The organism is Paenibacillus sp. PvP094, from assembly GCF_040546835.1.
Lineage (GTDB): Bacteria > Bacillota > Bacilli > Paenibacillales > Paenibacillaceae > Paenibacillus > Paenibacillus illinoisensis.
Map to the genome: position 1 here is coordinate 6351372 of NZ_JBEPOM010000001.1, position 19809 is coordinate 6371180.

At 46.5% G+C, this 19809-nt stretch carries 17 protein-coding genes; 4 read left to right on the forward strand and 13 right to left on the reverse strand.

Annotated features, from left to right (window positions below):
* Nucleotides 1-22 precede the first annotated feature (22 nt).
* The 9 genes from ABIC22_RS28690 to rpiA form a co-directional block, all read right to left on the reverse strand.
* On the reverse strand, nt 23-460 hold the full coding sequence (locus ABIC22_RS28690; RefSeq protein WP_127536324.1) for a GNAT family N-acetyltransferase: 438 nt from the start codon (nt 458-460) through the stop codon (nt 23-25).
* Nucleotides 461-525: 65 nt separating this feature from the next.
* The gene (locus tag ABIC22_RS28695; protein ID WP_354485486.1) at nt 526-1512 is read right to left on the reverse strand and encodes an N-acetylglucosamine kinase; all 987 of its coding nucleotides are present in this window, start codon (nt 1510-1512) and stop codon (nt 526-528) included.
* A 105-nt stretch (nt 1513-1617) separates the two neighbouring features.
* Nucleotides 1618-2331: a class I SAM-dependent methyltransferase gene (locus tag ABIC22_RS28700; protein ID WP_354485488.1), complete on the reverse strand. Its 714-nt coding sequence runs from the start codon at nt 2329-2331 to the stop codon at nt 1618-1620.
* A gap of 21 nt (nt 2332-2352) precedes the next feature.
* Nucleotides 2353-2703 (reverse strand): hypothetical protein, encoded by a 351-nt coding sequence (locus ABIC22_RS28705; RefSeq protein ID WP_354485491.1) that lies wholly within the window; start codon nt 2701-2703, stop codon nt 2353-2355.
* A 54-nt stretch (nt 2704-2757) separates the two neighbouring features.
* The gene (locus ABIC22_RS28710; protein WP_354485494.1) at nt 2758-3711 is read right to left on the reverse strand and encodes an alpha/beta hydrolase; all 954 of its coding nucleotides are present in this window, start codon (nt 3709-3711) and stop codon (nt 2758-2760) included.
* 131 nt (nt 3712-3842) lie between these two features.
* On the reverse strand, nt 3843-5549 hold the full coding sequence (locus ABIC22_RS28715; protein WP_354485496.1) for a hybrid sensor histidine kinase/response regulator: 1707 nt from the start codon (nt 5547-5549) through the stop codon (nt 3843-3845).
* Nucleotides 5550-5563: 14 nt separating this feature from the next.
* A complete protein-coding gene (locus ABIC22_RS28720) occupies nt 5564-6652 on the reverse strand; it encodes a cobalamin B12-binding domain-containing protein (protein WP_354485498.1) in 1089 nt (362 codons plus the stop codon).
* A gap of 240 nt (nt 6653-6892) precedes the next feature.
* Complete coding sequence (locus ABIC22_RS28725) at nt 6893-7354, reverse strand: MarR family winged helix-turn-helix transcriptional regulator (protein ID WP_127536334.1); 462 nt, start codon at nt 7352-7354, stop codon at nt 6893-6895.
* 145 nt (nt 7355-7499) lie between these two features.
* Entirely contained in the window at nt 7500-8171 is a 672-nt protein-coding gene (gene rpiA, locus ABIC22_RS28730; RefSeq protein ID WP_095358753.1) for a ribose-5-phosphate isomerase RpiA, read from the reverse strand.
* Between the two features lie 666 nt (nt 8172-8837).
* Here rpiA and ABIC22_RS28735 point away from each other — a divergent pair.
* Both ABIC22_RS28735 and ABIC22_RS28740 read left to right on the forward strand, forming a co-directional pair.
* On the forward strand, nt 8838-10580 hold the full coding sequence (locus tag ABIC22_RS28735; protein ID WP_354486137.1) for a methyl-accepting chemotaxis protein: 1743 nt from the start codon (nt 8838-8840) through the stop codon (nt 10578-10580).
* 42 nt (nt 10581-10622) lie between these two features.
* Complete coding sequence (locus ABIC22_RS28740; protein WP_354485500.1) at nt 10623-14336, forward strand: non-ribosomal peptide synthetase family protein; 3714 nt, start codon at nt 10623-10625, stop codon at nt 14334-14336.
* A gap of 71 nt (nt 14337-14407) precedes the next feature.
* Here the strand turns inward: ABIC22_RS28740 and ABIC22_RS28745 are convergent, their stop codons facing one another.
* The 3 genes from ABIC22_RS28745 to fucU form a co-directional block, all read right to left on the reverse strand.
* Nucleotides 14408-15028, reverse strand: a complete 621-nt coding sequence (locus ABIC22_RS28745; protein WP_261779898.1) for a conjugal transfer protein TraX — start codon at nt 15026-15028, stop codon at nt 14408-14410.
* 57 nt (nt 15029-15085) lie between these two features.
* Complete coding sequence (locus ABIC22_RS28750) at nt 15086-15553, reverse strand: GNAT family N-acetyltransferase (protein ID WP_354485502.1); 468 nt, start codon at nt 15551-15553, stop codon at nt 15086-15088.
* 238 nt (nt 15554-15791) lie between these two features.
* Entirely contained in the window at nt 15792-16265 is a 474-nt protein-coding gene (gene fucU, locus ABIC22_RS28755) for an L-fucose mutarotase (protein WP_354485504.1), read from the reverse strand.
* Between the two features lie 248 nt (nt 16266-16513).
* Here fucU and ABIC22_RS28760 point away from each other — a divergent pair, with 248 nt between their 5' ends.
* Nucleotides 16514-16936 carry a MarR family winged helix-turn-helix transcriptional regulator gene (locus ABIC22_RS28760; protein ID WP_127536340.1) on the forward strand — a complete coding sequence of 141 codons (423 nt, stop codon included), beginning with the start codon at nt 16514-16516 and terminating at the stop codon, nt 16934-16936.
* 33 nt (nt 16937-16969) lie between these two features.
* Nucleotides 16970-18268, forward strand: coding sequence for an MFS transporter (locus tag ABIC22_RS28765; protein WP_127536341.1), 1299 nt, complete (start codon nt 16970-16972; stop codon nt 18266-18268).
* Nucleotides 18269-18362: 94 nt separating this feature from the next.
* On the opposite strand, the gene bcbE is transcribed toward ABIC22_RS28765, so the two are convergent.
* Nucleotides 18363-19661 (reverse strand): bacillibactin exporter BcbE, encoded by a 1299-nt coding sequence (bcbE, locus tag ABIC22_RS28770; RefSeq protein ID WP_354485507.1) that lies wholly within the window; start codon nt 19659-19661, stop codon nt 18363-18365.
* Nucleotides 19662-19809: the final 148 nt, after the last annotated feature.

Genomic DNA, 19809 nt, shown 5'->3' on the forward strand with positions numbered 1-19809 from the left:
CATGATTATGGTAATCCATCATCTATTCTTCGATTGCATCCTCGTCTTTTTCAAGTACACAACGGAATCGTTCGACACCTGGATATAACTCACCCAGGCTGTATACGACAAAGCCAGTATTACGATAAAATTCCACAGCTTCCTGGTCCGTTTCCGCGATGAGCTTGTCCGGATTATACTTCTCCAGCAGCTGTGCAATCATGCCACGGCCATAGTTTTTGAAACGGTTCTCCGGTAATACCGCAATATGTTGGATGGTAATCTCGCTGTTCCCCGTTTTCTCATACCCAACCAAGCCAACTAACTGTCCCTCATCCTCATATCCATCCAGCAGAAGCTCGTCCTTATTCACATATTGTTGCAGCGCTTGACCGACTTGCTCCGGGTCCGGAAAAACCGAGTAGGACAGCAATTCCTGCACTTCCGGCTCCTGTATGCGTGATTTTAGATTAATCAACACTCTTATATTCCTCCTATGACTTGCTTAATTCCGTTATCGTATTGTAGTCGTTAGCCTGTCAAAGTTCAAGTCTCATACCCTTGTAACTGACTCTGAAGCGCATTGAGAGTATCCTGATTCACCTTAATACCAGCCAATTGATAAGCATCCAAGATTGCGCCGCCAACGGCAGGCAGCTTGCTGGTTATGTAAACGAACTCTCTACTTGTAGATGGATGGTTTTGACCTAACCCTTTCTGAACGGCAGCCTTCATATAAGATGAGGTCAAGCAGCTTCCAGTCAGTGTGTAAGTGACCTGTTTAGATTGAAAACAGCTTGCCAGCATAAGAATACCTACAACAGCTGTATCTGCTGCCGAGTCACATACCCTCATCGCAAGTGGAATTTGCTGAATTGCTGCTTCCGTCACCAAGGGTGCCATTTGACTGAATTTGCGGTTCATCGCCTGTTTATCATCAGTAAACCCTGCGGCTCCAAGCGCTGCGAGCTCCGGCACTGAACGCACATTCCAATATGCAAGAATCTGTTCAATAAAGGAATGATCCTCTGCCTCATATCGGCCTGCCAGAATTGAATGCACGGTATCGTATGACAGAAAACGCGCTGCCGTCGGTGCATAGTGCCCAAATTGGTCGTTTCGGAGCCAGATTTCCTGCTCCGTCCTGGCAAGGATCAAAGACCCTGTGCCTCCAATTGCCACAATTCCAGGCCTACCGTTAAAAGCAGCTGTATGAGCAATATGTGTATCGTTCACCGCACTTCTCCTCCCAAGGATGCCCGTTTTGGCAAGAACACCCTCGGCCCAGGCGAATTCTTCTTCCCGGTCCAGACCTGCCATACCGGATTGAATGGCAGCCACCTGTTCTCCCTTAATGCCAGCCTGCTCCAGCGCTTCTGTAATGCCTCCGAGCACATGCTGCTCAGCATTGAAATCGTGATAACGATTACAACCTCCCTTTTCCACATAGGACAACAGTTGTCCATCTCCATCGGCTACGGCCACTCTTGTATGGCTTCCGCCACCATCAATGCCTACCACATATGTATTCATCGTATCCCCCATACTCTGATAATAGACTGTATTAACGACGTTTCCTTATGTCATAGAAAACAGAACTGCCGGGCTGCATAACCTCATACTTCCCGGCAGGTTCTGCTATTGCTTCTGTACGGCAAAACGAAGCAATTCGCAGCGGAACTGTGTCGGTTCATCGTACTTTTCTTCTTCAATGGTCTGAGTTACGTGTTCCTGAAGCAGGATATTCCATCCTGCATATGACTCTTCAAGCAATTCGGTGGCCTTGGCTGTTGACAGATTTAGTTCGATCAAAGGCTCAATTCGCCGTCCAGTGCTAATCTCCTGCTCCTCTACACTTGTACTCATCGTGATGCAATGAATCCCACCTGTGCGTGTCCCTGCCTGAAGACGACTTAGTGCTTCCAGAAAAGCATTTTCATCGGATACGTGCTCCAGGCAGGAACAAGCTGCAATAAAATCAAAAGTATTCGGCCGGATATCATAATGCTCCACGTCTGCTTTCACGGCTTTTACCATATGATCAACCTGATATTTCTTCGCATATTTCCGAAGTCCTTCAACTGCTTCGTCCAGCAGATCCACACCAATAACCTCGCTGTTCGTTTGCTGCAGACGCTGTGCAATTGGAATGGTGTGTCGCCCTACTCCGCATCCCAGATCAAGCACTTGCAGTTCCGATTTGTGTGCAAGCAAACGTTCCAGCATCTCCATTACCATTGGCATCGGTCTAGCCATCCACGTTCCGGCTTCAAATAGCTCATTATTCTGATAAAAGTTCGAATGGTAGCCTGCCTCCGCTTTGCGCGCTGCTTCGAATTGTTCATTTCCCATGAATGGCACCCCCGTAATAAACTAGAATTGGATTGTCAGCGTTCCTGAGATCGAAATTAGAATGATGGCCCAAATGATTAACACGAGCAGGGCACCTGTGACAAGCATCTTCCCGGTGTCCCTTTTGTAAGGATCGTCATTAAATAACATTACCCCGCCAATGGCAATCGCTATCGGTGGAAGAAGAATCGCAATTAGAATTAGCAGACCTATGGAGTAACGATCCAATAAACCCTCCTCGTATTCTTCCATTTGTGTAGTCTCCGCAGGAACGGTCTTCATTTCAACCAGATTGCCACATGCTTTGCATTTGAACTCGTCTTCTCCCATTTCCTGTTGACAGTAAGAACAAACTCTTCGTAAACGCGGCATGCTGCACCTCCTTGTTATAAGCACCTACTTTTAACTACCCACGATATTAAAAATTTAATTCGCGCTCTGCATCGTTACCTTGTTCAGGAAGGCATCAAGGACTTCCAAGTAACGCACACGATCCACTTGAAAAGCTGTACCGTGCCCTGCACGGGGAATGGTCAGCAGTTCTTTCTCCGTAGGACAAGCTTCATAAAGCCGATACACCATCTCCGTCGGGACAAAGGTATCTGCCTCTCCATGAATAAATAGAACGGGAACCTGCACCTTGGCGAGCTGTTTGAGGGCCGATGCTTCCTCGAAGGAATACCCTGCCTTCCATCTGGAGATCAGACTCGTCACAGGGATAAATGGAAAGGGCGGTAATTTGTACAATTGTTTAAGCTGAAACGTAAGCTCATCCTTCACCGATGTATAGGAGCAGTCTGACACGATGGCTTTTACCTGATCCGGCAGAGACTCCCCGCCTGTCATAAGAACCGTTGCACCGCCCATGGAGATGCCATGCAGCACAATGTCTGTCTGGTTTCCCACCTTGTTGATCACCCAATGGACCCAATCGACGTAATCCTTCCGATCCAGCCAGCCGAATCCGATGACGTCTCCTTCACTGTGACCATGAGCGCGATCATCAGGCATGAGTACGTTACAGCCTCTTTTCTCTGCATAGTACCTTGCAAATCCGGCCATTTCTCTGCCTCTCCCGGAATACCCGTGCGCCAGAATTACCGTCTGACTCGACTCCCCAGTTGAAGCCAACCATATTCCCTGCAATTTCAACCCATCGTGAGACGTGATGCTTACTATTTCGCCATCCTGCGTGTCCAACCACTCCAGGTCTGATGCACTGCTGATCAATTCATTATCCGGTTCAGGCATTAGATTCGGATTGTCGATTAGAAATGGTTTTGGCGCTCGGCGAATAGCCGTTTTGAAAAAGTATAGTCCTCCGATCCAAGTCGAAATAAGAATGACCAGAATAAGTGCGGTAATCCCGTATATTAACATGAATGTTTTTCTCTCCCTCTCCAGATCTTCTACCCCTAACACAGTTAAGGATACATGTTCTTATGTACACTCGTTTTCGGACGAAAAAACAGGCTTGCTGCCCTAACCTATTTCGTTAAGACAGCAAACCCTTAAATGATGACTTTCTCCAAAGCTTCACAGGCCTCCTGATATGCTGGCATCAATTCACCCAGAAATGGCTCAGCCTTCCTCACTTGACCTGTTTTGGCAAGCTGTTCAATTCTGGCAAAAAGCGTTGAACAATATTCTATTCCGAGACTCAAGCTGCCGGACTTCAGATCATGGGCACATTCAGCAGCAGCAATATGATCTCCGGAGACAACGTACCTGCGAAGCACCTCAATTTTTCCAGGAGTTTCGTTACGATACATGCCCAGCAGCATCTCAAGTATCGTCTCTTCGCCATCACTGTTCAGTTCGCCGATCTCATTTACGATGCTCATATTCAGCACTTCCCGGAATTCCGGGGGATGCTGCCATTTTTGAATTACATTTTTTAAGGATTCCAATGTAAATGGCTTGCCAATGAAATCATTCATTCCAGCTTCAAGGCATTTCTCCTTCTCTCCATCCATGACGTTGCCTGTCATCGCAATTATTGGAATGGCATGACGCATTTCGTCCTGCTCCATGGCTCTTATTTTGCGTGTTGCCTCAAGTCCATCCATAACCGGCATCATGTTATCCATCAGTATGATTCCATACCTCTTGCTAAGAAAGGCCGCAACAGCCTCTTCTCCGTTGGAAACCGAATCGACCTCGGTGATCCCAAGTTTCTTAAGTTGCATCAAAACAACCTGACGGTTAATCAGATTATCATCAGCCAACAGGATTGGCCGAGAATAGGGTTCCTGTAGTAAGGCGTCCGAATCATGTAATGTATCTTGTCCCGTCGGGACTGTGGTTTTTACATGTTCTGTCTTGCGTCCCATTGGAATTTCAAACCAGAATGTAGAGCCCTGGCCCTCTTGACTAATGACTCCTATCTGCCCCCCCATTAACCCCACAAGAGACTGGCATATGGATAACCCCAGGCCTGTTCCTTCATATTCCTTGGAACGGCCTTTTTCCGTTTGAACGTAGGGTTGGAACAAGGTTTTCTGATCTTCTTCCGCGATTCCGATTCCCGTATCCTTTACCTCAAATCGGATCCATTGAGAGTTCTCATCTTCCCGAACCAGGTCAGCTTGAATACGTATTGACCCTTCTTTTGTAAATTTGTTGGCATTTTGAATCAGGTTCATCAGAACCTGTGTAATTCGTGTGGAGTCTCCCTCAAGAACCCCGGAAATTCGGGAATCACATTCCACGGCCAGTTTGTTCCCATTTTGGATCACCTTGGGCTCCAGCAAACGAACGATGTAGTTAAACGTAGGCTCCAGTTCGACATCTCCCATTTCTAGACGCATCTGACCTGCTTCCAGTTTGGAAAAGTCCAGAAGGTCCTGAATCAGCTTCAGCAGAAGTCTCGCTGCTTCTTGAATCACTTGAACCGAATGCTGCTGTTCTTCGGACAGGGAAGAATGCTGCAGAAGTTCAGCCATGCCTAATATTCCATTTAAGGGTGTACGGAAATCATGGCTGATTACGGCTATAAATGAACTCTTGGATTCCCCTGCGGATACTGCTTCTTTCCGAGCGGCATCCAGACTTGCGTTATTTTTAGCAAGCAGACGCTGAAGCGTCACCAGTTCATTGTTCATTTCGGAGAATTCACCAAGAATTCGCTCTTCCTGTTCCTTACTGCGAATAATCTGATCAGATAAATGCTCAATCGTTTTACGCAGCTTTTCGATCTCTCCAGCTTCATTAGACATTGCGTCATTCCTCTCTATTCGCGAATCATACCAACGTTGCAGTTGGCAGATTGCTGAGCCAGCAGACTTTCTGCGACGGCAACAGCCTCATCAGCTCCGGGAGCATAACCATCTGCCCCAACGGTCCTCCATAACTCCGGATCAATGTTGAATGGATAACCTCCTACCATGATTTTCACATGCGAGGTAGCCGGGTGATTACGAATCATTTGGATAAGTTCTTTGGCAAGATGAAGATGAAATGTCATCGTTACCGAAATAGCCACCACATCTCCCTGATGGCGCTCGATCGCCTCAAGCAGGCTGCCATTCGGAACATTTGCCCCCAGATAATACGTATCCCAACCTTCCATCTCAAACACGTCAGCAAGCATACGCAAACCGATCTCATGCTGCTCACTGCCTACACAGGCTGCAACCAGCTTTTTCTGCTGTGGCTCATGGATTAACCAGCGGGGATATAGCCGCGAGATAATAGCCTGTGTGGCTGCCGTACAAAAGTGCTCCTGAGCGACACTGATCTGGCTAAGCTGCCACAATCGGCCTATTTCATATTGAGTGGGTTGAAAAATATAACGATAAATATCACGAATGCTTGCTCCGCTTTCCAGCTCGGCTTCAATAATGCCAAAAGCTTCTTGGCGTCTGCTATCCAGAAGGGCCTGCAAATAAGATTTGGCAGCATGGCCATATGGAAAAGATTCGTTAACGAATCCTTGTGCTACGTCATGATGCTGGGTTTGATAGATTCCCATTTCCAGATAATCTAGAACAAGTGACTTGGATGCATCATCAAACTCTTCTTCCAACGTCTCTTTAATTAGATTTAAATTAATGGCCAGATCATCCGCCGAAACGTGATAACCTGCCAGTAGCGTTTTGAGCCAAGATATATAATGAGTAAACAGGTTAGGACTCTTAACCAGAACGCTCTCAGCCAGATAATTCAAGCTATATTGCGAATCCTGTTGAGTCCGCATTCTGCCATTTTCACCAAAACGTTCAAGCAACTCAGGTTGCAGCGTATACTGCTTCTCCGTTATTTTATCAGCCAGCCCACCTGCTGCTTTCAGCAAGCGTTCCCCAGCTTCCTGATGGGTCATTACGTTATCCCTCCTCTTGCTGTGAATCGTATCAACCATCATGAAATATCCACGATAAGAGTCGATTCGATTTCAATCAGCTATTGATCGGGAAATGCTTTTATTATTATACATGAACTCCAGGGAGAAACATTTCATTTGGAGCTGCATATTAGAACAATTTTCCTATATTATGAGCATTCCTGCAAGTCATCTAGCCAGTTCATGCCCCTTTTTTTCACACAAAAAAACCGGCCTGCGTTATGAACGCAAGTCGGTTTTTCCTTCAGCAGCTAGTCCTAGCTTCTTCAATAGGCGAATGGCATCCGCTTTTTCCGATGGCTCTAAACCTTCCATCGCATCGATGATAACCTGATGATGTCCAGGGAATATTTGGGTGAATAGATTTCTTCCCTTTTCCGTCAATTCCGCGTAAATAACTCGGCGGTCTTCCTTGGATGCACGTCTAAACAGCAAATCCTTGTTTTGCAGCTTATCCACTACATAGGTTATATTCCCGCTGGACATTAGCACTTTCTCTCCGATTTTTTGCAAGGCTTGCGGGCCCTTATGATATAACAAATCCAGTACCCCGAATTCTGTCGTATTCAGTCCATGACTCTGGATGTCACGATTGGACCTTGATGTAACAGAATTGTATGCTCGGGCGAGAACCACGAATAATTGCAATGATAGTTCCCGATTGTCCTCCGTATTCGGCATTTCCATAATCCTCCGTCAATGGTTTGCAAATTCAGGCTGCGCTTCGATGCCAAGCAGCGTTTTCATCCCTCACACAGCACTTCTCAAAACAAGGCATTACAATCAATAAGCCAAGCACATGTATCCTAGGGTCATTTGATCGATCTTAGGAACGATGGCGCTCATCAATACTACCGTCATCTTTGGCCAGAATCACCGTATCGGCCATGTCAACGAACAAACCGTTATCGACTACGCCTGGCAGCATGTTGAGTTGTACGTTGAGCTCAGCCACGTTGACGATGGATTCCATCCGGCAATCCGCAATCAGGTTTCCGTTGTCCGTAAGGTAGCGCTCATCTTCATTCATACGCCATTCTGGTCGGCAGCCCAGCTTCTCCAGCGCCTGGAAGGTCCATTCCGATGCAAAAGGAACCACTTCTACCGGCAGTGGAAACTGACCCAACTGTTGAACCGCCTTGCTCCCATCAGCAACTATGATGAGTTTATCACTGTTAGCCGCCACGATTTTTTCACGTAAAAGAGCTCCGCCGCCGCCCTTGATCAGATTGAAATCAGGATCGACCTCATCTGCACCATCAATCGTAATATCCAGCCTTCCAATCTGGTCGAATGGGATGATCGGAATTCCCCACTCGCGAGCCAGCTTGTCCGAAGCTTCCGAAGTCGCCACAGCCTGGATTTGCAGCCCCTCGCGTACACGCTCTCCCAGTCTGCATATCGCAAAATATGCCGTCGAGCCTGTTCCGAGTCCAACCTTCATGCCGTCTTGAATGTATTCTGCCGCCCGCTCTGCTGCAATTTTTTTCAGATTCATCTAAAATAAACCCCCGCCTGCTTATGATTTGAAAAATGCACACTGTCTTTATTATAGATAAAACCGCTTCCGATGTATATCCATGCCGAATGCCATGCAGCAGGAAATTTGATCTAACGACAAATCCCGGATTTCTCCATTTCCTGCTATGTAAGTTTATGGTTAGTTAAAATGGTATAAGAAATCCGGCATACTACGTTTCCCTTAATTGACAAAAGGCCGTTCCTGCTCATTACAATAATTTTCAAGTCTGGAGTCATTCTCAAGTTTTAAAGGTGTTTTTTGTATCATCCTGTTATAAAATAAAGACGGAGACTAGAAAATGGAAATCCCTCCAAATAAACAGTTCTAAATACCTATGTAATAAGTGGTATGTCCGCAAATATGTAAATTATTAAAAAAGTTTTAACAAAACTATTCAATTTAACAACATTTCATACGACATATTAAGTATAGATGTGTTTTAATAATTAGACACCTATGGATTATGAGGTACAAAAGTCTCTGCATTAAGACTGCGAACCCAAGACCATGGTCGCATACATAAGCTCTGGAGGGGGATCAACAAATGACTTGATTGGCTGCATTCATGCAAGCAAATAAAAGGTTTGTTAATTACAAGAAGATCAGGAGTGGAATTTAGTGAAATCATTTAGTTGGAAAAGCATGTCCTTTTTCTCGAAAAACTTATTACTTTCATTCACCAACATCATTATTATCGGGGTTGCACTTATTGCGAGCAGCTATTACTTCCAAAAGACGGTTCTCGTAGACCAGCTGCATGGACAAGTAGAACAAATCACTAAAAAGTGGGCAGAGGGAATCAACCCAGCCGACGTAGAGGCAGCTATTGCTGAAGGCAGCTATGATGGAAAAGTGCAAACCCAGTTACGTGCTTATTTCGATGAAATGCAAGAATACTACCCGAATATCGCCCAAGCCTATATCTTTGGTGTAGAGCTAGGCGGAGATACGAAAAGAGAAACTTCTCTCGTAGCCATGCCGACCAATCTGAGAGAAGCATTCCAGAGCGATAATGTTAATATTGGCGACATGTATGAACAACCTGTTGTTGTGGCGAATGCACTCAAAGAAATGCTTAATACGGACCGTCCAACCTTCACGACTTTCTATTCAGATGATTTTGGCACATGGACAACCATTGCTTATCCGATCAAGGACAGCAACGGCAAAATCTTCTCTTACTTTGCAGTCGATGCAGATGCAACAGCAGTACCTGCCGGACTGAAATCACTGCTTAAAAACGGTATCATCATTCTGGTTGCTTTCCTTCTGTTGTTCCTGATTATCCAATACCTAGTAGTTAAAAATACGCTATCCCCAATTCGTCACCTGATCAAAGGTATCGATGACGTTAGCCGGGGTAATTTGAATGTCAACATTCCGACAGGAAAAGACGACCTCGGACTTGTAAACGAGAAGTTCAACACGATGGTTCGCAAAATCAATGACACAATCGTTAAAGTGCAAATCACCTCTCAAGAGGTTAACCAATCAGCCAAAGAGCTGTATGAGGTATCTGAGAAAAACAGCGAGAACGCCGATTCCATCAACAGCAATGTAACGCAAATCACTTCCAACATCCGTGGACAGGAACAGGCAAGTCTCGATAGTGCCCGTGCCATGGCCGAAATGGCGACTGTCATTCAAACGATTGCCAGCAGTTCCGCTAATGTAGCAGATGAAGCTTATGAAATGGAACGCCGTTCCCAACAGGGTAACACGGTTGTACGCCAAGTGTCTCAGCAAATGACACTGATTACGGAATCCGTGAAGAATACGGCTTCAGCAATCCAGGTTCTGGAGAGTCGTTCGCAGGAAATCGGAGATATCCTGAACATCATCTCCGGCATTTCCAGCCAAACCAACCTGCTTGCGTTGAATGCATCCATTGAGGCAGCTCGTGTTGGTGAAGAGGGCCGAGGATTTGCCGTTGTTGCTGGTGAAGTTCGTAAGCTTGCGGAACAATCCGAACAATCCACAAGCCAGATCGCCGTATTGATTGACGAGATTCAAACCGAGATCAAACAAGCTGTCCGCGCAATGGAAAAAGGTACGGCAGAAGTCGATACCGGACTTGACGTTGCAGATCAGACAGGAAAGTTGTTTGAAGATATTCTGGAAGCTGCGAAGAAAGTATCGAATCAGATTCAGGAAGTTTCCAGTGCTACAGAAGAAATTTCTGCAAGTACAGAGGAAATGACTGCTACCGCAGATGATCTGTCTGCCAGCGTTAGCAAAACAGCAGAAAGCAGTGAGCGTATTGCCGCTTCTGTCGATGACCAGAAGGCTTCCCTGTCCACCCTTGTTGATTCTTCCACCCGTTTGAACAGCATGTCTGAGGAATTACAGGAATTGATCTCTCACTTTAATGTAAGCAAGTCCTAAAAAACGATAAAACGAACGTTATAATTAAGGAGGAAAATAGACGTGATCGATCATCACTCTTCATCTTCCCAGACCGTGGAATCTGAGTTGCCAGTTCTCCAGATTCCACTGGATTTTGGGCGCCGTCAACAATCATTTTCGTATGAATCAGCTCATATACAGCTGCAGCCAACACAGAGCCGTGAACTCACTCAGAAGTATGGCTCAACGTCGATTTATAACGCGCTCCTGTCGGCATATGCTGCCTTGTTGTTCCGGTTATCAGGAGAACAGGAATTAGGCATTGGCACGCTTGATCCGGATCGTTCTGCATCAGTTCTGCTGCTGCAGGTACATGGTAAGATGAGCTTCCGTGAGCTATTTCGTCAAATTACCCTTTTGCAAGAAAAAGAAGATTCGATGCAGCCGGGTGCTTACCCGGAAACCTTGTTTATGTTTAATAGTGTTCAGCTTCCTCAGGCTCCGCAGGTGCTCAATTGGAGTATCCGTGAGGAGCAGAATGTATACACTCTCGACTTGTTCTTTGATGCATCCCTTCTGAAAGAAGCAACCGTGCTGAGATACGCTGAGTACTATCAAACCCTGCTTCTCTCCATGCTTCGGGATGAAGACGTGGCCATTGGCTCCGTCGATATTTTGTCCGCCTCTGACCGGACGTTGTACCGCGAGATGAATGATACCTGTGTGACTGAACCTGAGCATCAGACCATTCATGGCTGGTTTGAAGCTACGGCTGCCGAGTATCCCGATTCGCCCGCAATCACGTCCCCATTTGGCCGGTATAGCTACAGAGAATTGAACGAACGTGCCAATCAAGTCGCACGCGTACTGTTATCCAACGGCCTGCAAAAGGGTGAGTTCGTCAGCATCTTCATGGAACGCAGTCTGGAAACGATCATTTCCCTGCTCGGTATTCTGAAGGCAGGCGGTGTTTACGTTCCGATTGACCCTGAACATCCACAGGAGCGCAATAGTTATATCGTGGAAGATACGGCTTCTTCTTTTGTTTTAACCAAGGAGTCCTCTCTAGCGGAAGCTTCACGGTTATTCTCGGGTATTCCTACCGTACGTCAAATTCTGGCTGTGGATGGACGCCTGGCCGGGTTTGCAGCAAGTAATCCTAATCTGGATATTCAGGCAGACGATCTCGCTTACATCATCTACACCTCCGGATCCACAGGCAAACCCAAAGGCGCACTCGTTGCCCATCGCGGGGTTGTCAACCTCGGAAGTGTCGTGCAGCGCGATTGTGACATTCAAGCCGGGGACGTTTTGACTCAGTTTGCTACATACAGCTTCGATGCTTCCGTCTGGGATACGATCGGTGCACTGTTCTATGGAGCGGAATTGTATCTGTTATCTGCCGAGGAACGTGTATCTGTAGAGGAGTTCGCCACGGCAATCGAGCGCACAGGCACAACGATTATTACGATCCTGCCTACGATCTTCTTCAACCAGCTTGCATCCTATCTGTCAGACGAAGGGTTCCATAAGTTGGCCAAGGTTAAAATTATTACCGTTGCAGGCGAAGCCCTATACGGAGAACAGGTTCGCGCCTTCCAGCGCAAATTTGGTAACCAGATCGATATCGTCAATGTGTACGGGCCTACCGAATGTACTGTGGCGACAACGACACACCGGATCAGTGAACAGGTACCGGATCATGTGGCTAACATTCCGATTGGTAAACCGATTCATAACTACAAAGTGTATATCGTCAATGAAGAGCAGCAGCTCTGCCCTGTAGGCGTGCCTGGTGAAGTATATATTGCTACCCCTGCACTGGCGAAAGGATACTTGAATCAGCCAGAACGTACAGAGCAAGCCTTTATTGATAATCCTTTTGCAATCGATGAAAAAATCTACAAATCCGGTGATATTGCCAAGCTGCTTGATACCGGTTTGCTGGAATATGTCGGACGTAGTGATTCACAGCTGAAGATCCGCGGTCATCGGATTGAAATTGGTGAGATTGAGGATCATTTTGCTCGCCTTGAAGGGATTCAGGATGCTGTGGTCATTCCTAAGAAAGAATCGGACGGTCAGAACATGCTTGTGGGATATTTCACTTCCAAGGATGGCACCACTCTCTCCGTAGATCATATCAAAGCCCAACTAGCAGACAAGCTTCCATCCTATTTTGTACCGAAGTGGATCTGTCAGCTTGATGAAATGCCTATCGCACCTACCGGCAAAATTCACCGGAAAGCGATGGTATCTCTACCAAACGAGGAAAGACATGAAAATCGGCCGGATCGGGTCATGCCTGAGACAGAGACCGAGGCGATTATATTCAATGCGTGGAAAGAAATTCTCGGACACAGCGACTTTGGAATCGAAGACAGCTTCTTTACGATCGGTGGCGACTCCTTACGAGTAATCCATGTCCTGGTTATTCTGAAGCCGCACTATCCGCAGCTGAAGATTGCCGACTTCTTTGCAGAGAAAACCATTCGTTCCCTGGCACTTCGGGTACAGTCACTTGCGCAGATTACTGAGCAAACTGCCCCATCCGGTGAGCACACTGGCGTAATGACCCAACTGGCAGAGCATCCGGTCGAATTGGCATCCCAACTGGGCTACCCTGAGATTCTTAAGCCGGAGCATGTTCTGCTAACAGGCGCTACGGGTTACCTTGGTTCACATGTGCTGCAGCAGCTCCTTCTTCATTCGGATGTGACAATCCATACGCTTGTTCGTCGCCCGTCTGATGGTAATACAGCCATGCAGCGTTTAAGCAAGGTTATGGAGGGATATTTCGGCCCTGAGATTAGTGCACTTCTCGCTTCACGTGTGGAGATTATCGAGGGAGATCTGGAGAAGCCTAACCTCGGTTTAACCGCTGAGCAAACCAGTAAGGTACAAGCCCGGATTGATCGTGTCATTCACTGTGCGGCAGATGTAAGACACTTTGGAGATGCTGAACAGTTTGCCAAAACCAATGTAGAGGGTACGGTAGCCCTGCTGAATCTGGTTCGCAGCAAACCCGGCGCTTCCTTCCATCATGTCTCGACCATGGGCATACCGGAAGATCTGGCGCTCAGTGGACAATGGGAATCATCCCTTCAGTATGACCGTTTTCCGGCAGATCTGCATGTAGAGAACCTGTACTCTGACAGCAAACTTGAAGCGGAGAAAGTACTGATGATTGCAGCAGAGGAAGGTGTACCGGTAAGCATCTACCGTGCGGGTAACCTGACATGTCATTCGGAAACGGGACGCTTCCAGTCCAACATCGACAGCAATGCCTTCTACCGGATGATCAAAGCGATGCTCCTTCTCGGCAAAGCTCCTGCTGCCGAATGGTTGGTTGATTTCACACCGATTGATTATGCAAGCCAGGCTATCGTGCATTTGGCTCTGCGTGATGACACGGCTGGACGGGTATTCCACATTTGTAATCCCGAGTCGATCCGTTACGATCGTTTGATTGCTTCCATCAATCGTGCGGGATATGAAGTCGAAACGCTGCCTTTTGATGAATATACCAGCTGGTTATTCGATTCATCCATCAGCAAGGATCCAGAGGCCCTGCAGCTCGCCATTGCCCAATTGGAAGGTGACGGTGCGAAGGATTCAGCCTACGTATATGCTTGCCCGGTAACAACAGCGTATGTAGAGCCAGCCGGAATTCACTGTGCAAAAGCAGATGATTCATTCATCTCCAGCATGCTGCAATATGCCGTTAACATTGGGTATTTCCCTGCTGCTAATCAGCCGCAGCTTGACTCTTCCACATCTCATATTGTGGAGTAGGACCATTCATTCATAAAAAACAAACAAGCCACCTGGCCGTCACTTCTGACAGCCCGGTGGCTTGTTTGTTTTTATGTCCAGCGTATTATAGCAATAATGGCAAGATGAGCCGGGTAAAAATAACGCCATATCCACCTTGGTCCTTTCAAACGAAAACCTGCCCCGTAATACTGCGCAATGGCTATACCCAACGTAGCCACTACGCTGTACATTTGGACTGAACTGCTATAGAGCTGGATATAAAGAGCCGTTAACAAAACATGCCCCAGCACCAGTACGGGTCCCTGGAAGTACCGGAATAACAGTACTAGCAGCAGTCCATACATGCCATAATCCATGGCCGTTATCTCCATTATTATGCCTGCCCCAACAACAATCGGGATACCCAGTAATCGGTTCGGCAGTTTGTCCAGTACCAGCAAAACCAGCAGGGACGACCACAGGGTCCATACGACGTTTAATGACAAGTGATTAAATGCCGCCATGAAAGGGACTTGGGAGAGCACAGCGATCCAAAAAAGACGCCAGATGTATTTTTGTACATTACGTGTATGCTTATACCCGATATAGACAGCAAATGCATATATGGGAAAAGCAATCCGCCCAATGATCCTCAATTCCTCAACCTGCGGATAAAAGACAGCCCCTATATGATCGATCAGCATCGTGATCATGGCGATCCACTGCATCATTTTGCGTTCATCCCTCCCCTATCTATCTCTACTTCGAGTATACCTATTCCAAGTTAATCACACATTACGTTCATAATACAGGAAGTGATCGTCTTTCGCATACCCCTCTGATTCATATAACGCCTGTGCCTGTGTATTGTTAATCGCTGTGGATAAGGTTATTCGAATCGCCCCTGTCTCGCTGGCGAAGTTTTGTGCAGCCTGTATCAACTTGCGAGCTATACCTTGCTTGCGGTGATCCTTATGTACAAATAAATCGTTTAGCACCCATATGGACCCCATGGACACTGAACTAAAGCTTGGATATAACTGAACAAACCCGGCAATATTCCCTGGCCCAGGTTCCGTTTTGGAATCCGATTCTGCCATCCATATCACAGATTCATCCTTACTCAAACGCTCCTGAATGTACTTAATGGCCCTCTCCGTATCAGAAACCTGGTTGTAAAACATTCTGTACTGGTTAAATAATTCACCTATCTGCTGGGCATCATCAAACCCTGCCCGTCTAACCTGGTACACCATTTGTTTCTTCCTCCTTTAACCACGGAATCATTTTTCATATACTCTATTTATTTTAAGGCAATCACAACCATCTACCATTCATCAAGTGCATCAAAGTTTGCAATATATTTCGCTCCTTGGACCAAAATAAGTTCACTCGTACAGATTCCCTTGTCTCTTAACAATCCGATATAACGCAAAAAAGGCGAACAGGAGCGTAAGTGGCTCCGTCGCCATGGACTAATTACTCTATAGGAAATCACTTTACTTCCATACGTTGATTTTGCGGATCAGGATTTACATCAGGGAAAATGACCCCTTTTTTCAAGATGAGATTGGCATACTGGGCACGTTCACCGGTAGCAACGATGGCATAGGCACGAGAAGCCCTCTCATAGAACGAAAATCGTTCTTCTTGGTCGAAGGCATCCGTGATGCCTTCATGCTCCAAGATCAGCCTGCGGTAATCCTCCCATATGATCGGAACAACCTGATCCCCCTCTACAACCTGCATGACGGCTGCAGGCCGTTCTGCATACGTATCAAGTGGATACAACCTCAAAATGGCCTCCAGTAACTCTACGGTTCCCAGCGCATCACAACGGATGAGATGCCTAGCATGGCTGGCTGCAGGGAAATTGCCATCAGCAAGCACCAATTCGTCCCCATGCCCCATCTCGGACATAATCTTAAGCAGTTCTGGAGAAATTATTGCAGGAATGTTTTTCAGCATACTCAGCTCTCCTTGTTAGCTCCACATCGAATGGAGCAGAATAACCTTCGGTATTCCAAGATGACATCCTTAACTTTCCACCTATGCAGTTCACTTCCATTCTATCAGGATTTTCTAACTTCGCACAATCCAATTTGAAAGTGGTTTCTTCCAATTTGCTTTGACAAAATTGGTTGCATCACATATAGTTGTTATAACAAGTAATTCGTTTGAAGATGATTTATAGGAAAGTGAGGAACGACGTTCGTATGGACTATTCGCTAGAGCAATCTGTCGGATTTATGCTGGGCTTCACATATCGCAAAGCCGCTGCTTTACTTGCAACCCGTTTTAAACCTTACGATATAACAACCGAGCAATTCTCTGTTCTGTTCAATATCGATAAGGGAGAAGGCGTGAACCAAAAGGAAGTTGCGAGTCGCGTTCTGAAGGATCAACCCACCACCGCACGCATTATTGATCTACTCGAGAAAAAGGGATGGGTTGAACGTCGGACCAGTGAACAGGATCGCAGAGCTTATCTCCTCTATCTGACTGCGGAAGGAAAAGCGTTGATCGATATTCTGGTTCCCATTGAAAGAGAAATGAATAAAGAACTTGCTGAAGGTATACCCGAAGACCAGATGGAAGCATTTAAACATACTCTTTCCCTCATCAATCACAACTTGTAATGAACTGAACATCTCAAGGGGGAATGAATTCATATGAAAGACCGTTCTACACAGGTTAAACTTTGGACCACCGATTTTATTTTGCTCATGCTCTGTAACTTCCTGCTTTTCCTACAGCTGCATATGATTGTTTCTCCTCTTCCTTCCTACGTACAGGAACGATTCCACGCGAATGCTTTTGAAGTCAGCTTATTCACCTGTCTGTTTGCGCTTAGTGCAATTGCAGCTCGCCTATACTCAGCCAAAGCACTCGAAAAAGGCCTTCGCAATGCCATGATCTACATCGGTCTGTCTGTAGCCCTTCTTGCTACCCTCGGGTATTATTTTGCTGCCGGCATAGCTGTTCTTCTGCTGCTGCGCATGATTTTCGGTGTTGGTTTCGGAATGAGCAGTACAGCCTTCCCAACCATGGCCTCTGACATCATTCCAGTTAAACGTATGGGAGAAGGTATGGGCTATTTCGGGTTATCTACCAGTCTTGCCATGTCCATGGGTCCCATTATCGGGGTTACGCTGCTGCAGGGTTCAGGATTCGTAACACTTATGCTGTGTACAGCAGCCGTAATCGTCGTCATCTATCCACTCAGTTATTCGTTAACACGTAAGAAAGCTGCACGTTCACATGCTGGTTCACCTCAAACTTCAGCTGGGCCCGCAGCGAACGTTTCCGGAACGAAGGAGAAAATTCCTTTTAATCGAAAATTAATCTTGCCCAGTGTGCTGAATTGTTTGTTATCGATCACCTATGGTGGACTTGTCGGATTCATTGTGTTATATGGCAAAGAGGCCAATCTGGCCAACCCTGCTTTATTTTTCTTGTTTAACGCGTTAGCTGTACTGCTAGTCAGACCATTTGCAGGCAGATTGTATGACAGCAAGGGACCCAAAGCGCTGCTTATTCCTGGAGCGATTTTTGTGGCGATCGGACTGACTATCCTTTCTTTTGCAACGTCCATGCCGATTTTATTTGTCGCAGCATTTATATACGGCATTGGGTATGGTTCCATGCAATCGTCACTGCAGACCTGGATGATTCAGATTGTAGCTCCAACCCAGCGCGGGATGGCGAATGGCATGTTCTTGAATACACTTGATTTGGGGATTGCTACGGGTGCTCTGCTGCTTGGTGCTATCGCCTCCATGACAAGCTACACGGACATGTACCGGTATTCTGTCATCTTCATGATTGTGTTCTTGCTGATCTATCTTATCCAAGGTAAACGAAGTGGAACTTTCGCAGTCACCGTCCATCCGTTACTTGCCCATACACATATATCGGGCACGGATTCAGACTCCAAAGAGTCCAGTTCCACCACATCCGCTGAAAAATAAAAATTTCGTCATAAATAAAAAACGCGTTTGCCGGTTGAGAATGATGTTCTCGCCAGCAAGCGCGTTTTTGTGTCTACGCATTAACGCAGTTCATTTAAAATGGACTTTTCTTTCGCCTAACGGGTATCCGTCTAGGTAAATGATTCGTCTCCGCATGCTGCTCCAACTTGTTAGGGGCTTCCCCCGAGCTGGGCTGTTTTCCTTTTTCAGGCTTAACCGCAAATAATGTGAGCAGACCACCTACCGCTCCAGTAGCTGCGATTACAATAAAAAGAATAAAATGCGAAGTACCAAGGAGAAGGGATACGACCGGTGGCCCCAAAGAAACGCCAATAAAACGCATACTGCTGAACAAGGCTGTAATCGTACCGCGCTGCGCTTTGTCAACGCCTTCAGTAATGAGTGCATCAAGACATGGAAGCGTGGCACCAATCCCTACACTACCCAGAGTGAACAATCCCACCACCATATAGATGTTATCCCAGAGCCCCATAATGATCAAAGATCCGGTCAGAATCACAAGTCCCGTAAAACCCACCCACTTCATGCGAACCTTGCTCTTTCCAATCCATTTACCTGCGAGGAAAGATGACAAGCACAGAGCCGCCAGCGGAATCGCAAGCACCAGACCTTTAAGAACACCTTTCAGCTGGTATTCAGACTCCAGCGTCTCCGACAAATAAAAAAGCACGCCAAAAATAACAAACATGCAAATTCCACCGATGGCAAAAAGTGAATATAACCAGCGGCCTTTTTCTTTTAGCACTGTACGAACGGATGAGACAAACTCGGAGAAGGTCGGTGGCTTCTCTTTTTTCTTCGGCGTTTTTACCAGAAAAATAACGAGTACCAGGGAAAGCAAACAGAGCACCGGTATGGCCATAAATGGCAGGTACCACAGCCAAACAGCCAGCGCAGCACCCAAGATGGGACTTATGACTTTACCGAACGTATTGGATGTTTCGATGATACCCAAACTTTTGCTGACCTGCTTTTCGTCGTCAAACATGTCACCAACAAGGGGTATAACGATGGGAAAAGCTCCAGCGGCACCTATCCCTTGCAGAAGCCTTCCGCCAAGGATGGCCCAATACGCTATGCTTCCGTTCAGCATTAATGCAGCTCCGCCTGCTACCGCACCCCCTGCTGCAGCAATGATAAGGCTGGGGATGATGACTGCTTTACGTCCAAACCGATCAGACAGATACCCTGCAATCGGAATAAGCAGTATGGCAACCACTGCGTATACCGTGATAAGCATGCTGACCTTGAAGGACGAAACTTTCAGTTCACGCTCAATTTGCGGAAGGATCGGAATCAGCATGGAGTTACCCAACGTCATAATTACCGGGATGGAAGCAAGTGCGACGAGGTCCCACTTTTTATCTTTCATGCCTTAACCACCTTTACGAGATCGGAAAACAACAATGTTAGTGTGGTTAGTTCGCCAATTGATTATACGGGATATGTAAAAAAGTTCAGTTACAGCATGATAAAAAAACCGTTCCGGTTTGTACAATCCGGAACGGTCTATGTGTATC

Excerpts from the sequence above, each read along its gene's own strand:
- ABIC22_RS28695 (WP_354485486.1), bottom strand. The coding sequence starts at position 1,512 with ATGAATACATATGTGGTAGGCATTGATGGTGGCGGAAGCCATACAAGA.
- ABIC22_RS28700 (WP_354485488.1), bottom strand. The coding sequence starts at position 2,331 with ATGGGAAATGAACAATTCGAAGCAGCGCGCAAAGCGGAGGCAGGCTAC.
- ABIC22_RS28705 (WP_354485491.1), bottom strand. The coding sequence starts at position 2,703 with ATGCCGCGTTTACGAAGAGTTTGTTCTTACTGTCAACAGGAAATGGGA.
- ABIC22_RS28710 (WP_354485494.1), bottom strand. The coding sequence starts at position 3,711 with ATGTTAATATACGGGATTACCGCACTTATTCTGGTCATTCTTATTTCG.
- ABIC22_RS28715 (WP_354485496.1), bottom strand. The coding sequence starts at position 5,549 with ATGTCTAATGAAGCTGGAGAGATCGAAAAGCTGCGTAAAACGATTGAG.
- ABIC22_RS28720 (WP_354485498.1), bottom strand. The coding sequence starts at position 6,652 with ATGACCCATCAGGAAGCTGGGGAACGCTTGCTGAAAGCAGCAGGTGGG.
- ABIC22_RS28725 (WP_127536334.1), bottom strand. The coding sequence starts at position 7,354 with ATGCCGAATACGGAGGACAATCGGGAACTATCATTGCAATTATTCGTG.
- rpiA (WP_095358753.1), bottom strand. The coding sequence starts at position 8,171 with ATGAATCTGAAAAAAATTGCAGCAGAGCGGGCGGCAGAATACATTCAA.
- ABIC22_RS28735 (WP_354486137.1), top strand. The coding sequence starts at position 8,838 with ATGTCCTTTTTCTCGAAAAACTTATTACTTTCATTCACCAACATCATT.
- ABIC22_RS28745 (WP_261779898.1), bottom strand. The coding sequence starts at position 15,028 with ATGATGCAGTGGATCGCCATGATCACGATGCTGATCGATCATATAGGG.
- ABIC22_RS28750 (WP_354485502.1), bottom strand. The coding sequence starts at position 15,553 with ATGGTGTACCAGGTTAGACGGGCAGGGTTTGATGATGCCCAGCAGATA.
- fucU (WP_354485504.1), bottom strand. The coding sequence starts at position 16,265 with ATGCTGAAAAACATTCCTGCAATAATTTCTCCAGAACTGCTTAAGATT.
- ABIC22_RS28760 (WP_127536340.1), top strand. The coding sequence starts at position 16,514 with ATGGACTATTCGCTAGAGCAATCTGTCGGATTTATGCTGGGCTTCACA.
- ABIC22_RS28765 (WP_127536341.1), top strand. The coding sequence starts at position 16,970 with ATGAAAGACCGTTCTACACAGGTTAAACTTTGGACCACCGATTTTATT.
- bcbE (WP_354485507.1), bottom strand. The coding sequence starts at position 19,661 with ATGAAAGATAAAAAGTGGGACCTCGTCGCACTTGCTTCCATCCCGGTA.